Source organism: Arthrobacter mangrovi (genome assembly GCF_026011795.1).
GTDB lineage: Bacteria > Actinomycetota > Actinomycetes > Actinomycetales > Micrococcaceae > Crystallibacter > Crystallibacter mangrovi.
Genome location: NZ_BRVS01000007.1, coordinates 94,348 through 108,837 on the forward strand (window position 1 = coordinate 94,348; position 14,490 = coordinate 108,837).

The following is a 14,490-nucleotide window of genomic DNA, read 5'->3' on the forward strand; positions in this document are numbered from 1 at the left end:
ATGAGTGCTTCGACATCACCCGATACGTACCAGCCGAAAACCCGCGTTGGCCGTATCAGCAACTTCGTAGACACACGCGTCGGTGCTTCGTCCATCGTCAAGGAATTCGGCCGCAAGGTCTTCCCTGACCACTGGTCCTTCATGTTCGGTGAAGTGGCGCTGTACACCTTCGTCATTCTGCTGCTGTCCGGAACCTTCCTGACGCTCTTCTTCGACCCGTCAATGGCCGAAACGCATTACACGGGCTCTTACGTCCCGCTAAAGGGCGTGGAAATGTCCGTCGCCTACGCGTCGACGCTGGATCTCTCCTTCGATATCCGCGGCGGCTTGTTCATGCGCCAGCTGCACCACTGGTCCGCGCTGCTCTTCGTCGCGTCGGTCTCCGTGCATATGCTCCGCGTGTTCTTCACCGGTGCGTTCCGCCGTCCGCGCGAACTCAACTGGGTTGTGGGCTGCGTCCTCCTGATCCTGGCCCTCGCCGCCGGCTTCACCGGCTACTCGCTGCCTGACGATCTGCTTTCCGGTAACGGCCTGCGCATCATCGACGGTGTCATTAAGGCAATTCCGCTGATCGGCACCTACCTGTCGATGCTGATCTTCGGAGGGGAATTCCCGGGCACTGCCATCGTGGGCCGCCTCTACGTCATGCACATCCTGGTGGTACCGGCCCTCATCCTGCTGATGATCGCCATCCACCTGTTCATGGTCGTCGTACACAAGCACACTCAGTACCCCGGCCCGGGCCGCACCGAGAACAACGTTGTCGGCTTCCCTGTTGGACCGGTCTACGCGGCCAAGGCTGGCGGCTTCTTCTTCATCGTGTTCGGTATCGTCGCGGCCATCGCTGCCAACTTCCAGATCCTCCCGATCTGGGACTACGGCCCCTACGACCCCTCCCCCGTCTCCGCCGGTACCCAGCCTGACTGGTACATCGGATTCGTGGACGGCGCGCTTCGACTCATGCCTGGTGTTCTGGGAGACTTCCGCTTCGAGTACGTGATCTTCGGCGGCTACACGCTATCGCTGAACGTCCTGCTTCCGGCCCTGGTGCCGGCCGGCATCCTCTTCGGCCTGATGTTCACCTGGCCGTGGATCGAACGCTGGGTGACCAAGGACAACCGCGAACACCACATCCTGGATCGTCCGCGTAACGCTCCGTTCCGGACGGCCACCGGTGTCGCAGGCGTCGTCTGGTACTGCGTCATGTGGGCAGCTGCCAGCTCCGACCTGATCGCGACGCACTTCCATGTCTCGCTCAACGACGTGACTTACTGGCTCCGCGCACTGTTCTTCATTGGCCCGATCATCGGCTTCATGGTGACGCGCCGGATCTGCCTTGCGCTGCAGCGCAAGGATCGGGAGATCGTCCTGCACGGCCGCGAAACCGGTCGTATCGTCCGCCTGCCGCACGGTGAGTTCATCGAGGTTCACGAGCCGCTCAACGAATACAAGCTGCACCGCCTGGTCGACTTCGAGTCGCCAGTTGTCCAGCCTGCGGTACCGGATGCGAACGGCCGCATCACGCGGACCGAGAAGCTGCGCGGACGTCTGTCCCGCTTCTTCTTCGAAGACCGTGTCGCCCCGGTGACTCCTGCAGAGCTCGAAGCAGCCCACAGCCACGGCCACGCCCCGGTTGAGGCAGCCGAGACAAAGGCTGAAGTAACAACTCGCTGATTATTCGGCGTAAGGAAGCCGGTCGAGGGACGCAAGTCCCCCGGCCGGCTTCTTCGTTAATGCGCGCGGCTGGCCCAAAGGTGCACGGCGATCCATACAACATCGGACCAAGTCCGGACAACGACCAGCACCTGGACCCCCCCTTCGGCCAGATGACCTCGCACACCCGCTCCACCCCGGAGCGGTCAGACTTCGAACGCACCAGTGCCAGTAACACCACGTTCGTCCAGTGCCTCCCCAGCCTTTCCGGCAGCGGATCGAAGACTCGCTGCGGTCAGGGCCGCCGAACGTCGGTCCCGTCCTCGTTATCCCCGGACGGGACCGCAGCCAGCCCCGTCCGGTCCGGGTTCCGGGGACCAGGGTCAGCAACGCTGAGGTGGACGATCAGCGGCGCAGTCATCGGCCTTCGGACCTCCGCTTACTGTCGGCCCCGCGCAAGAGTGCCCCGGGGCCACCCAAACCTGTCAAAGCCACCCAAGCCCACCCATGAAATGGAACACCATATCCGTTGTGGAGGTCCCCGCTCCACTTCCTATGAGGCAAAGGCCCGAACTCGAGCTGCGCTTCTCAGTCCGCCCACCCGGTCGACGCGCAGCCCAGTTTCGCAAGCTTCAATCTGCTCGCCGGCTCAAGGACGACACCCACGACTTCGTCGTCAGCATTTGGTCCGCCGAAGCGGACGACCGGAACCGCGAAACGGCCGCGCCGGTAACACCACGGCAGCCACCCCGCCCTCGTGGTGACCGGCCCGAACCTTTTCAGAGTCCGCAACCCTCGGACTCTGAAAAGATGTTCTACGTCAAAGCACTGGTAGGACGCTGAACTCGAGCCCTTCGATGATTCGTATTAGCCTCGGCTGATGGCGGAAGAAGGCGTAGATCCCCATCAGGAGTAAGGGGCCGATCAGCATGACCACGGGCATGATCCGCTGCCCGAGGGAGATCATGTCTCCTGTTTGCCCGCCGGCAGGGGTTACGAAGGAGGCATAATGCATAGGGGAAAGCATGGCCGATCCGGCGGCGGCCGATTGCTCATCCGCGTCGGCCGCCGGAGCTGCTCCTTCGCTTCCGTTGGAAGGCTGAGTTCCCTGGCGAAGAATGTTCTCCATCTCTCCGCTCTCGCGCCAGGCTGGGAGCCAGCACTGTGGCGGTGCTCTGAATTTGCTGGGAAGCACATCCATTTTCCCAGTCCTTCCTATCGTGGTCCGCTGCTACGTTGAAGGGGCTGCCAGGAGGGGCACGGTTTTGCTTTCACGGCGGTCGGGCACCGCCTGCGCCAGCCAGAGGTTCCTCATGAGGGAAGCCCTTCCAGTGCGAGAGGGGACGTGGCGGCGGTTGGGGCCTCTTCGGCCGGGTTGCCGCCCCAGAGGCTGCCCCGAGGGAGGGTCGTTCCCTTCATTACGAAGGAGTCCGTGGCGACAACGGCGCCGTCTTCGATGGTCACGCCGTAGTGGATGAAGGCTCCGACTCCGAGCGTAACGTCGTTTCCGACGGCGTTGTAGTCGGATTTGAACATCCCGTCCTCTTGGGAATGGGACTGGATCGTGGTGCCGTTGTTCAGCGTGCAGCGGGAGCCAATCGTCACCAGGGTCCGCTCGATGATTCCGCAGCCGTCATCGAATACTCGGGAACCGATCCGGACGCCCAGCAGGCGCCACACCAGCGGTTTGAACGGTGTTCCGTTGAAGACCGTTGCGTATCGCTGCTGCATGGACATCTTCCAGTACCGCTCGTGGAACCAGAAGTAGGGGTTGTAGATGGAGCACAACTGGGGCCGGAGCCGCCGGAACCCTGTCGCGAGGCGCTCGATGCCGATCGGGACCAGCGAGCCAACTACGAGCGCCACGACGAAGCCCGCGCTGATAGACAGGAAGCCGAACTGGTCGGAGAGTTCGAGGGCGGCGAACATCACCAGAATGGCGGCCGTGACATTGAACCACCGCACCAGCATCAAGAGGGCCATCGTGATCAGGTTGTGCCTGTTCTTGGCCGCCAGATCCCGGCGGAAGCGTTCAGGGTCCACATGCTCTTCGGGGAGGGCGTCCCGCAGCACGGATCGCGGAATCTCGAACGCCGGTGATCCGAGCAGGCCCACGTCCTGCCGGACCGGTCCGTCGACGGGGACCATGACCTTGGTCGCGAGCAGGCAGTTGTCCCCGGTCCTGGCTTCGGCGGGGTAAAGCACGGCGTTGCCCAGGAAGTTATGAGCACCGATGGACACCCCACTGACCTTGAACGACGTCGCGGAGTAGTCCGTGTTCATGGCGGACAGCCCATCGGCGATCATCGTGCCGCTGCCGATGGTGGTCAGGTACGGGTTGTCATGCTTGAATCCCGTGCCGAAATTCGAACCGGTCTGTTGGACCTGCGGCTGGCGGTACCCGAGCGCCTGCACGTAGTCCACGACGTAGGAGCTGTCGCCGAACAGGCCCCCGAGCATCGGGCTGTTGGTCATCTTGGCCACCGCCCGCGCGGCCGCGTCCCGCAGCCCGTACATCGGGTACACCGTGTCGGGCTTGACCGCGAGCTGGAGCAGCCGGGGCAGGGTCGTGATGAGGAGCAAGGCGATGACCGTTCCACCGAAGACGCTCAGGGCGGCATACCCGGCGGCCTCGGCATAGAAAATCCAGTCGCCGAACGCCCACTCCTGCGACTCCATGAGCGCGGCGACGCTCGGGTTCGCCAGGACGAACAACGTGATTACCAGTCCCCACATCGTGCGGCCCAGCCCGAGAGTGCTGACGACCTGGGAGACGGCGAACCATCCCCTCCGCCAGGGCCGGTAGGGCGTCGGCTCGACCGTGGCGTAATCCGCAGCACCGGGCCTGCCCGGCGAACCATGCCACCGCTCGCCCGCAGGCACGGCCTGGCCGGCGTAGAGGGTGGAGCGGTGGCCCAACTGCGAGTGGTCACCCATCGACGTGTTAATGTCCAGGACGCTACCCTCGCCGATGATGACGTCTTTGCCCAGCTCGACCCCACCCAACTGGATGACACCGCCGTGGGCGCGGTACCCGTTGAGCATGGCGTCCTTGCGGATCACCGTGCCCTCACCGATCGTCAGCAGGTCGGTGCAGACCGGCAGCCGGTTGGTCATAATTGTCACGTTGCGGCCGACTTTCGCACCCATGGCCCTCAGGTAGAAGGTCAACAGCGGCGAACCGGTCATCAGCGACAGCGGAGAGGTGCGCATCAGCGCTTTGACCAGCCAGAACCGGAAGTAGGCCAGACTCCAGATGCGGATCTCCTTGGGACGGAAGCGTCCAATGAAGATCCATTTGCCTGCTACCGGCAGAATGCATAGCAGCAGGAAGGTCGCAGCGGCATAGGCGATCGAGCGCAGGTAGATCTCGAAGAAGCTCTGGCCGTGGCCCAGCCAGTGGTGGTTGCCTGGCCCCGCTGCCGGGAACAACCACTGGTACCCCACGACCGCGATGAAGCCGCCGAGCACGCAATAGCCAAGATAGACGAGTACCTGCAGGGCGCCGCAGGCGAGATACTCCCACGTCCGCGCATCCATGAGCGGCGGCGTCTCCGGCACGGAGGCCACAGCCGGCGGCGGCCCGGTCACCTCATCCTGCATTTCGGATACCTGCAGGGCCGCTGCCAGGGCGGAGATATTGGGGTTGCTGTAGATCTCTTTCATGGACACGGCCGGTAGATCCGGCTGCTTGCGCACCCGGGCGCAGAACTTGGCCATTACCAACGAGTCGGCTCCCAGTTCCTGAAAGAAATCTGCGCCCGCCGGCACATGGTCAACACCCAGGACACCGGCCAGCACCTCAGCCAGCCTGTCCCCCACCGGTGACGTCGCCGACGACTTCTCCGCCGGGGCCAGGGCCGCCGCCAGCGACGCGATCGTCGGATGCTGGTAGATGTCCTTAATCGACACCTGCGGCAGATCCGGCTGCTTGCGCACACGGGCGCAGAACTTGGCCATCACCAACGAGTCGGCTCCCAGTTCCTGAAAGAAATCTGCACCCACCGGCACATGGTCAACACCCAGGACACCGGCCATCACCTCAGCCAGCCGTTCCCCCACCGGTGACGCCGCCGACGATTTCTCCGCCGGAGCCAGGGCCGCCGCCAGCGACGCGATCGTCGGATGCTGGTAGATGTCCTTAATCGACACCTGCGGCAGATCCGGCTGCTTGCGCACACGGGCGCAGAACTGCGCCATAACGAGCGAGTCCGCACCCAGATCCTGGAAGAAGTTGGCGTCCACGGGGACTTCGTCCTTCTTCACGGTCGATGCGAGCAAACCCGCCAAGCGGCCTTCCAAGGCCCTGCCCGGTTCCCTTGCCGGCGCAGCTGCAAAACCGTTTTCGGCCGGAACCGCGGGAACCGGGGGACTCGTCGAGATTGTGGCACGCGGAGCCGTTTGCATGTCATCGATGAGCTTTTTCACTGCACAAAACTCCTTAGTGACGCCGGATCGGATTTGTGAGCAACGCTTTCTCCCTAGTGAGTCTTGACGTGCAGGTTCGCTTGGCGGGAGGCCTGGCCCGGACCTTTGGGCCCGGTCAGAAGCGTCTGGAATCGGCTCCGTCGGGTGGTAGTCAGCTCCCGCTGATCACGACCGCTCACATGATGGACGACGCATCTTGTAAAAAAGTCGGATTCCCGAGCCGAAGGCGCTGACTGAGCGCGGCTGTGTGTCGGGGGCCTAGTGCCTCAGCAGGAGGACGAGACAGTTTTGGGCCGGCGGGGTCGGCCACACACCCGAACAAGCGGCGGAAGGCCACGCCCGTACTGGGCGTGGCCTTCCTTGGTTCCCCTCGGCAAAGAAGAAACCTGTGCCGGCTGACGTCGTTCCAGCCGGCGGCTCTGGATCGGTGATCATATGTACCGGGAAGCCTGGTTCAGCGCGTCCTTCGATTGCCGGATGGACCTTCGTGGGGGATTCCAGGAACGTCCCTCAACCCGCCTCTACGAGCATCAGAAACGCTTGACGTTATAGGAACGCGGTGAACGCACTCCGGGCCGCTGGAGGGGCACCCAGAGCTTGTAGCGGTCGGCCCGATAGTAGGAAACCGAGAAGTCCACCATCGTCTTGGACGCGTAGGCGTGCCGCTGGATCTTAAGCAGCGGCGCGCCGATGTCCACATTGAGCAGGCGCGCGATTGACGGCTGGGCTGCCGTCGCTTCGATGGTGTCCTCGCCCCACTCGATGACCAGCCCGTAACGCTCGCTTAGGACGTTGTACAGGGACGACGGCGGCGGATCATCGAGGATGCCCGGCACACGCTGGGCGGGGATGAAGTTTTCGTCCACGCTCATGGGGTCGCCGTCCGCGAGGAGCAGCCGCCGGAAACGGATAACGGGCTGCCCCTCGTCAAGCTGTAGCTCGCGGGCCACGAAAGGCGCGGCGCCGATCTGCTCGAAGGTCAGGACCCGGGCGTCCGGCACCATGCCGCGTCGTTGCATCTCTTCGCTGTAGGAGGTGAGCTTGACCTGCAGGTCAAGCTTTTGCTGGCTCACGAAAGTTCCCAGCCCGACGATGCGCTCGAGGACCTCCTCGGACACCAGCGAATCGATCGCCTGGCGGACGGTCATCCTGGCCAGGCCGAACCGCTGGGTCAGCTCGCGCTCCGAGGGAAATGGACCGCCCGGTTCACACTTCTCCTTCGCATGCCGCCGCAGGATCTCACGCAGCTGGACATGCTTGGCTACCTGCGAAGCTTCGTCGATGGCGCCGTCGATGGCTGCCGCGCCCTTGGACACCAACTCTGCCTCCTCCGTCGATACGCCTGTCCCCCAGACCAAGCTTAGCCTAGGCGGTCTAGACCACCGATTTGAGGCACGAAAGAGGGGAGAGGCCCGGAGCACATGCTCCGAGCCTCTCCCCTGTTAACGGGCCGAACTAGTGGGCGTGATCGCCGCGGCTGTACTCGTAGACCCATCCGATGAGTGCCACGAGCGTCAGGCCGAGGGCCACGTAGGTGATCCAGAAGCCGATGGCGATACCGAGGAAGCCGGTCGCGGCACCTGCACCAAGCACGAGGGGCCACCAGCTCCAGGGGCTGAAGTGCCCCTGCTCGCCGGCACCTTCATGGATCTCGGCGTCAAGGCGGTCCTCGGGACGCGCACCGACGCGCTTCGCCGTCGTCCTCAGGTACCAGCCGATCATGAGCGACAGGCCGATCAGCAGGAACAGACCGACGATGCCGACCCATTCGCTCCAGTTCGTCATGTAGCCGTAGACGAGGGCCACGGGCGTGAAGAAGATGACTCCCCCGGAGAACAGCCAGGATTCGATTTTCATGGGTTATGCATCCTCTCGGTCGGCCGGGCCGAAGATCTGTGCTGCCGGTACGGGTTCCTTGGGCGTGTGCTTCGGAGCCAGTTCCGGGTGGTGCAGGTCCAGGGCCGGGCGCTCCGACCGGATGCGCGGCAGCGAGGTGAAGTTGTGGCGCGGCGGCGGGCAGGAGGTGGCCCACTCGAGCGAGGCACCGAAGCCCCAGGGGTCATCCACCTGTACCTTCTTGCCATGGCGCCAGGTGATGTACACGTTCCAGAAGAACGGGATCAGCGAGGCACCCAGGACGAACGACGCAATCGTCGAGAACTGGTTCATGGCGGTGAAGTTGTCTTCCGGCATGTAATCCGCGTAGCGGCGGGGCATGCCGATGACACCCAGCCAGTGCTGGATCAGGAAGGTTCCGTGGAAACCGAGGAACAGCAGCCAGAAGTGGATCTTGCCCAGGCGCTCGTTCAGCATCTTGCCGGTCCACTTCGGCCACCAGAAGTAGAAGCCGGCGAACATGGCGAACACGACGGTGCCGAACACGACGTAGTGGAAGTGCGCCACGACGAAGTAGGTGTCGGAGACGTGGAAGTCCAGCGGCGGGGAGGCCAGGATAATGCCGGTCAGGCCGCCGAAGAGGAAGGTCACCAGGAAGCCGAGGCTCCAGAGCATCGGTGTTTCGAAGGTGATCGATCCCCGCCACATCGTGCCGATCCAGTTGAAGAACTTCACGCCGGTCGGGACCGCGATGAGCATGGTCATGAAGGCGAAGAACGGCAGCAGGACGGAGCCGGTGACGTACATATGGTGGGCCCAAACGGTCACCGACAGTGCGGCGATCGCAATGGTGGCGTAAACCAGGCCCTTGTAGCCGAAGATCGGCTTGCGGCTGAAGACCGGGAAGATCTCGGAGACGATGCCGAAGAACGGCAGGGCGATGATGTAGACCTCGGGGTGGCCGAAGAACCAGAACAGGTGCTGCCACAGGATGGCACCGCCGTTCTCCGGGTTGAAGATGTGCGCACCAAAGCGGCGGTCGGCGCCAAGGCCGAACAGTGCCGATGCCAGCGGCGGGAACGCCATGAGGACCAGGATGGAGGTGATCAGCGCGTTCCAGGTGAAGATCGGCATGCGCCACATGGTCAGGCCCGGGGCCCTCATGCAGATGATGGTGGTGATGAAGTTGACCGCGCCAAGGATGGTGCCGAAGCCCGAGAGCGCCAGGCCGAAGACCCACAGGTCACCGCCCGCCCCCGGCGAGAAGGTCGTGCTCGAGAGCGGTGCATACGCGAACCAGCCGAAGGACGCTGCGCCCTGCGGGGTGATGAAGCCTGCGACGGCGATGGTGCTGCCGAAGAGGAAGAACCAGAACGCCAGGGCATTCAGGCGCGGGAAGGCGACGTCCGGCGCGCCGATCTGCAGCGGCATCATCACGTTGGTGAAACCGGCGAACAGCGGCGTCGCGAACATCAGCAGCATGACCGTGCCGTGCATGGTGAACAGCTGGTTGTACTGCTCCTTGGTCTGCAGGATCTGCATACCGGGCTCGAACAGCTCGGCACGGATGACCAGCGCCATCACGCCGCCGAGGCAGAAGAAGATGAACGACGAGATCAGGTACATGTACCCGATGGTCTTGTGGTCCGTGGTCGTGATCCAGTTGACCACGATCCGGCCCTTGGAACGCGGGACGACGCGCGGCGCGACCGTCGTGCCCGTCTCCTCCGCGGTGTACTCGTAGGTAGACACTAGTTCTCCCTCGCTCCTTGCTCAGCCGCTTCCGCGTACGGGTTGCGGTCGTATTCTTCGCCGATCTGGCCGTCCTCGAGGGCAGACATCCGCTGGGCGAACTCGGCCTCGGAAACAACGGCAACGTTGAACAGCATTTCGGAGTGGTACTCTCCGCAAAGTTCGGCGCACTTGCCGGCGAAGACGCCCTCGCGCGTCGGGGTGACGGTGATGTAGTTCGTCTTGCCCGGAATCATGTCGATCTTCTGCAGGAACGCAGGAACCCAGAACGAGTGGATCACGTCGCGGGAGTTGATCTGCAGTTCAATGCTCTGGTTGACCGGCAGGTACAGCGTGGGCAGGCGGTCGGGCGCACCGGTCTCGCCGTCCAGGTGGGCCTGGACACCGACGTCGTGCTTGTCCTCGGTGACGTAGTTAAAGTCCCAAGACCACTGCTTGCCGCGTACGTCGATGATCTGGTCCGGGTTGTCGTCCCGGGCGTTGATCGCGGTCATGTCCTTGTCCGTGAAGTAGAACAGGACCAGGATCATGATCAGCGGAACTGCTGTGTAGAAGATTTCCAGCGGCAGGTTGTAGCTGAGCTGGCGCGGGTAACCCGTCTCGTTCTTGCGGCGCCGGTAGGCAACGATGCACCAGATAATCAAGGCCCACGTGAGAACGCCGACAGCCAACGCGGCAATCCAGGAGTTCACCCACAAATCGATGATCCGGTCCGTGTGGTTGGTCGTGCCCCGCTCAGTGGGCAGCCATCCCAATTGGACTTCTTCTGAACAACCCGTCAACAACAGCGCACCGGCTGCCCCAAGACCAGTGGCCTTGAGGATCCTGGCACGCCGACTGCCGGTTCGGTCCTGCGAACTCACAGACGGCCCTTCCTTTTTGTTTCGTGCAAGTGATGCCCGCGCGGCACGGCTATTCCCCCGTTGCGCGCGCTTGCATATTAGTTTTACTACTCACTGTAGAGCTTACCCGCCCCGATGACCTGGATGTGACAGATCGAAGCAGTGCGTCGCCGTTGCATCCCCAGTGCGACTGGCCCTCTCCCGGAGGTTTAGTGGAACGAATCACCACAAGCGCAGGAACCACCGGCGTTGGGGTTGTCGATGGTGAAGCCCTGCTTCGAGATGGTGTCCTCGAAGTCGATGGTGGCGCCGCTGAGGTACGGCACGCTCATCTTGTCGACGATGACTTCGACACCGTCGAAGTCGCGGACGGCGTCACCGTCCAGCATGCGCTCGTCGAAGTACAGCTGGTAGATCAGGCCGGAGCAACCACCGGGCTGGACGGCGACGCGGAGCCGGAGGTCCGTGCGTCCTTCCTGCTCCAGCAGGCTGCGGACCTTGCCCGCGGCCACGTCGGTCAGCTTGACCTCATGGGTAGGCAGTTCCGTTGCAGTTGCGTTCTCGGTAGCGGTGCTGGTGGTTTCGGTCATTGCTTTGTCCTTATCTCTGAGGCGGCCATCAGTTGACCTTCTGCTATCACTCAGTGGTGCTGTGGCTCCGCTTCCATGGTACGTCGCCTGGAACCCGGTTCCAGCACTGTTCCCTGCAGGCGTGACATGCGGCCCGCGGGATCCGGCCTGTCCTCCTAGAGGCCTTCCTTGTCGAGCCTTGCCAGCAGCAGGGCCTCGGCGAGTATGGCATTGCGGAAGTCCCCCAAATGCAGGGACTCGTTTGCGGAATGCGCCCGGGAGTCCGGGTCCTCCACACCGGTGATCAGGATCTGGGCCGCCGGGTAGAGTTCGGTCAGGTCGGCGATGAACGGGATGGAGCCGCCGATTCCCGTCTCGACGGGTCCGGTCCCCCACGCCTTGCCGAGGGCCCATAGTGCGGCCTGCGCCGCCGGCGCGGTGGTGTCCGTGGAGAACGCGGCGCCCTGTTCTCCCGGAACGAACCGGACCTTCGCCCCGAAAGGAGCATGGGCGTCGATATGGGCAGCCAGAGCTTCCATGGCCGCCGCCGGATCCTGGCCGGGCGCGAGCCGCAGGCTGAGCTTTGCGCGCGCCGAGGGCAGCAGCGTGTTGGAGCTGAGGGCGACGCTGGGGACGTCCATCCCGATGATGGAGAGGGCCGGCTTGTTCCACAGCCGGTCTGCGATCGGCCCCGTCCCGGCCAGCTGGACGGAATCGAGGACCGAACTGTCCCGGCGAAAGTCGGACTCCGGGTAGTCGACCGCCGCCGACTCCGAGCCGACCAGCCCCTCGATGGCCACGGCCCCCGTTTCATCATGGAAGGTCGCGATCAACCGGGCCAGCAGCGTCGGCGCATCGAGGATCGGCCCGCCGAACATGCCGGAATGGACGGCATGGTCGAGGACCTGCAGTTCGACAACACCGTCGACGAGGCCCCGCAGGCTCGTGGTCAGGGCCGGCACCCCCACGCGCCAGTTGCCGGAATCCGCCACGATGATGACGTCGGCCTGCAGCAGCTCGCGGTGGGTTTCCAGGAAGGAACGGAAAGTTGGCGAGCCCGCTTCCTCCTCGCCCACAATAAAGAACGTCAGGCCCAGGCTGAAATCATCACCCAGTGCAGCGAGCAGTGCTTCGACGGCGCCGACATGCGCCATGATCCCTGCTTTATCGTCCGCGGCACCCCTGCCATAGAGCCGGCCGTCGATTTCAGTGGCGGCGAACGGCTCCGTCTTCCAGAGCGAGAGGTCCCCGGGCGGCTGGACGTCATGGTGCGCATACAGCAGGACGGTCGGCTTGCCCGGAGCGGCCTGGCGCCGGGCCACGACGGCCGGCCCGCCGGACTTCTCGCCGTTGGGAACGTTCAGCACCTGGACGTCCTCGATTCCCAGGCCGCGAATCAGGTCCGCCACGGTCTCGGCGCTGTGCAGCAGGTCCGCCGGGTCGAAGGCCTCCCAGGCGATTCCGGGGATGGCCACGAGCTGCTCCAGCGTGGAAATCGTCCGGCCCATGCGGCCGTCGACGGCGGCGGCCAAAGCGGCGGCGTCAACGTGGACTTCGTCGGATTGCGGTGCAGGTCGGCCGGTTTCTTCACGAGTCGTCATACCGGCCACCCTACTCCCGGCGGGCGAGCGGCAGGCAACCACCTGCAGGGTATTCTTGATGGGTGTTTGGACGTAAAAAAGAGGCTGCGAACGCGCCGGAAACCACAGACCAGCCTGCACCGGAGGCCAACCGCGGCCCGGGCAAGGGCGCACCGACTCCACGCCGAAAGGACCAGGAAGCCGCACGCAAGCGGCCTCTGGTGCCGAACGACCGCAAGGCCGCCAAGGAATCGAGCCGCCAGGCCGCCCAGGAAGAGCGGATCCGGATGCGCCAGGCGATGGATACCGGAGATGACCGCTACCTCCCGCTGCGGGACAAGGGACCGCAGAAACGCTTCGTGCGGGACTTCGTCGACGCCCGCTGGGTCCTGGGCGAATTCCTCATCATCTTCGCCCTCATCTTCGTCCTGCTCAGCTTTGTCCGCGACCTGAACGTCCAGGCTTTCATCCTCGTTGGTTTCTGGGTGCTGCTGGGCCTGGTGGCAGTGGACGCCTTCATTCTTGGCCGGCAGCTCAAGTCGCGGCTCGTAGCGAAGTTCGGCGCGGTCGAGCGCGGCGCCATCTGGTACGGCGTCATGCGCGGTCTGCAGCTCCGCCGGATGCGGCTGCCGAAGCCCCAGGTCAAGCGCGGCCAGTACCCGTCCTGACGGTCTCGACCGCAGCGGACCAACATCGCGAACGGGCCGGCTCCCATTTTGGGAACCGGCCCGTTCGGTCTTAAGCCCCTAGGCCTGGCGGGCCAGTGAGCGGTTGATCCGCGCGGCCCAGAACGGCCCCTCATAGAGGAACGCCGTGTAGCCCTGGACCAGCGTCGCGCCGGCGTCCAGGCGCTCGCGCACGTCGTCCGCGGATTCCACGCCCCCGACTGCGACCAGCACCAGCTTGTCCCCCGCGGCCGCGCGCAGCCGGCGGAGCACCTCCAGCGAACGCTGCTTCAGTGGCGCTCCCGACAGGCCGCCGTCGCCGCAGGCAGCAACCTTGGCCTCGTCCGCTTTCAGGCCTTCCCTGCCGATCGTCGTGTTCGTCGCGATGATGCCGTCCAGCTTCAGCTCCAGTGCCAGCTTGGCCACGTCGTCGATATCCTCGTCATTCAGGTCCGGTGCGATCTTGACCAGCAGCGGGACATGCCTCCGCGCCACCGAGTCGGCCGCCTCCCCCACCGCGGCCAGCAGCGGCCGCAGGGTCTCGACGCTCTGCAGGAGGCGGAGCCCGGGCGTGTTCGGCGAGCTCACGTTGACCACCAGGTAGTCCGCGTGCGGGGCCAGCAGGCGGGTGCTCTTGAGGTAATCGTCAACGGCGTCCGCCAGCTCCACGGCCTTGGTCTTGCCGATGTTGACGCCGATCACCGGCCGGCTCGCACCAAAGCGCCGCTGGAGGGACCGCCGTGCGGCGGAAAGCCTCGGCGCGACGGAAGCCGCGCCGTCGTTATTGAACCCCATGCGGTTGATGACGGCACGATCCTCGACCAGCCGGAACAACCGCGGCTTCGGGTTCCCGGGCTGGGCGGAACCGGTGATGGTCCCGACCTCGACGGCCCCGAAGCCCAGGTCGAACAGCGCCTCGATGCCGTGGCCCTCCTTGTCGAAGCCCGCCGCAAGCCCGAACGGCGACGGAAACGCCAGCCCCAGGGCCTCGGTCCGCAGCGAAGGCGCGGGCGCCGTGACCCGCCGAAGCAGCGCTCCGGCTCCGGCCGAGTGGGCCAGGCGGATCATCCGGAAACCGATAGTGTGGGCACGTTCCGGGTCCATCCAGGAGAAGGCGGCACGGAAGAAGAGTGGGTACAGACGCATGAGCCTAGTTTTCCGCCAA

11 protein-coding genes are annotated in these 14,490 nt (G+C 64.4%); 2 read left to right on the forward strand and 9 right to left on the reverse strand.

Features of this window, described 5'->3' with window-relative positions; genetic code table 11:
- On the forward strand, window positions 1–1,674 hold the full coding sequence (qcrB, locus tag AHIS1636_RS08945; RefSeq protein ID WP_264795483.1) for a cytochrome bc1 complex cytochrome b subunit: 1,674 nt from the start codon (window positions 1–3) through the stop codon (window positions 1,672–1,674).
- 799 nt (window positions 1,675–2,473) lie between these two features.
- Here qcrB and AHIS1636_RS08950 read toward each other — a convergent pair.
- The 8 genes from AHIS1636_RS08950 to AHIS1636_RS08985 all read right to left on the reverse strand — a co-directional run bounded on the left by AHIS1636_RS08950 (window position 2,474) and on the right by AHIS1636_RS08985 (window position 12,681).
- Window positions 2,474–2,782 carry a hypothetical protein gene (locus AHIS1636_RS08950; protein ID WP_264795484.1) on the reverse strand — a complete coding sequence of 103 codons (309 nt, stop codon included), beginning with the start codon at window positions 2,780–2,782 and terminating at the stop codon, window positions 2,474–2,476.
- Between the two features lie 182 nt (window positions 2,783–2,964).
- A complete protein-coding gene (locus AHIS1636_RS08955; protein ID WP_264795485.1) occupies window positions 2,965–5,943 on the reverse strand; it encodes a Pls/PosA family non-ribosomal peptide synthetase in 2,979 nt (992 codons plus the stop codon).
- A 668-nt stretch (window positions 5,944–6,611) separates the two neighbouring features.
- On the reverse strand, window positions 6,612–7,397 hold the full coding sequence (locus AHIS1636_RS08960) for a GntR family transcriptional regulator (RefSeq protein WP_264795486.1): 786 nt from the start codon (window positions 7,395–7,397) through the stop codon (window positions 6,612–6,614).
- Window positions 7,398–7,536: 139 nt separating this feature from the next.
- A complete protein-coding gene (locus tag AHIS1636_RS08965; protein WP_264795487.1) occupies window positions 7,537–7,938 on the reverse strand; it encodes a cytochrome c oxidase subunit 4 in 402 nt (133 codons plus the stop codon).
- A 3-nt stretch (window positions 7,939–7,941) separates the two neighbouring features.
- Entirely contained in the window at window positions 7,942–9,669 is a 1,728-nt protein-coding gene (ctaD, locus tag AHIS1636_RS08970; RefSeq protein WP_262104557.1) for an aa3-type cytochrome oxidase subunit I, read from the reverse strand.
- On the reverse strand, window positions 9,669–10,532 hold the full coding sequence (gene ctaC, locus AHIS1636_RS08975; RefSeq protein WP_264795488.1) for an aa3-type cytochrome oxidase subunit II: 864 nt from the start codon (window positions 10,530–10,532) through the stop codon (window positions 9,669–9,671). The genes ctaD and ctaC overlap by 1 nt, the downstream gene beginning before the upstream one ends.
- A gap of 188 nt (window positions 10,533–10,720) precedes the next feature.
- Window positions 10,721–11,101: a HesB/IscA family protein gene (locus AHIS1636_RS08980; protein WP_264795489.1), complete on the reverse strand. Its 381-nt coding sequence runs from the start codon at window positions 11,099–11,101 to the stop codon at window positions 10,721–10,723.
- Window positions 11,102–11,256: 155 nt separating this feature from the next.
- Entirely contained in the window at window positions 11,257–12,681 is a 1,425-nt protein-coding gene (locus AHIS1636_RS08985; RefSeq protein WP_264795491.1) for a dipeptidase, read from the reverse strand.
- Window positions 12,682–12,743: 62 nt separating this feature from the next.
- On the opposite strand from AHIS1636_RS08985, the gene AHIS1636_RS08990 reads away from it, so the two are divergent.
- The gene (locus AHIS1636_RS08990; RefSeq protein WP_264795492.1) at window positions 12,744–13,328 is read left to right on the forward strand and encodes a DUF3043 domain-containing protein; all 585 of its coding nucleotides are present in this window, start codon (window positions 12,744–12,746) and stop codon (window positions 13,326–13,328) included.
- 78 nt (window positions 13,329–13,406) lie between these two features.
- Here the strand turns inward: AHIS1636_RS08990 and AHIS1636_RS08995 are convergent, their stop codons facing one another.
- Window positions 13,407–14,471: a quinone-dependent dihydroorotate dehydrogenase gene (locus AHIS1636_RS08995; RefSeq protein WP_264795493.1), complete on the reverse strand. Its 1,065-nt coding sequence runs from the start codon at window positions 14,469–14,471 to the stop codon at window positions 13,407–13,409.
- Window positions 14,472–14,490 lie beyond the last annotated feature (19 nt).

Coding starts and splice junctions, on each gene's coding strand:
- AHIS1636_RS08980 (WP_264795489.1), bottom strand. CDS start 11,101: ATGACCGAAACCACCAGCACCGCTACCGAGAACGCAACTGCAACGGAA.
- qcrB (WP_264795483.1), top strand. CDS start 1: ATGAGTGCTTCGACATCACCCGATACGTACCAGCCGAAAACCCGCGTT.
- AHIS1636_RS08995 (WP_264795493.1), bottom strand. CDS start 14,471: ATGCGTCTGTACCCACTCTTCTTCCGTGCCGCCTTCTCCTGGATGGAC.
- AHIS1636_RS08965 (WP_264795487.1), bottom strand. CDS start 7,938: ATGAAAATCGAATCCTGGCTGTTCTCCGGGGGAGTCATCTTCTTCACG.
- AHIS1636_RS08985 (WP_264795491.1), bottom strand. CDS start 12,681: ATGACGACTCGTGAAGAAACCGGCCGACCTGCACCGCAATCCGACGAA.
- AHIS1636_RS08950 (WP_264795484.1), bottom strand. CDS start 2,782: ATGGAGAACATTCTTCGCCAGGGAACTCAGCCTTCCAACGGAAGCGAA.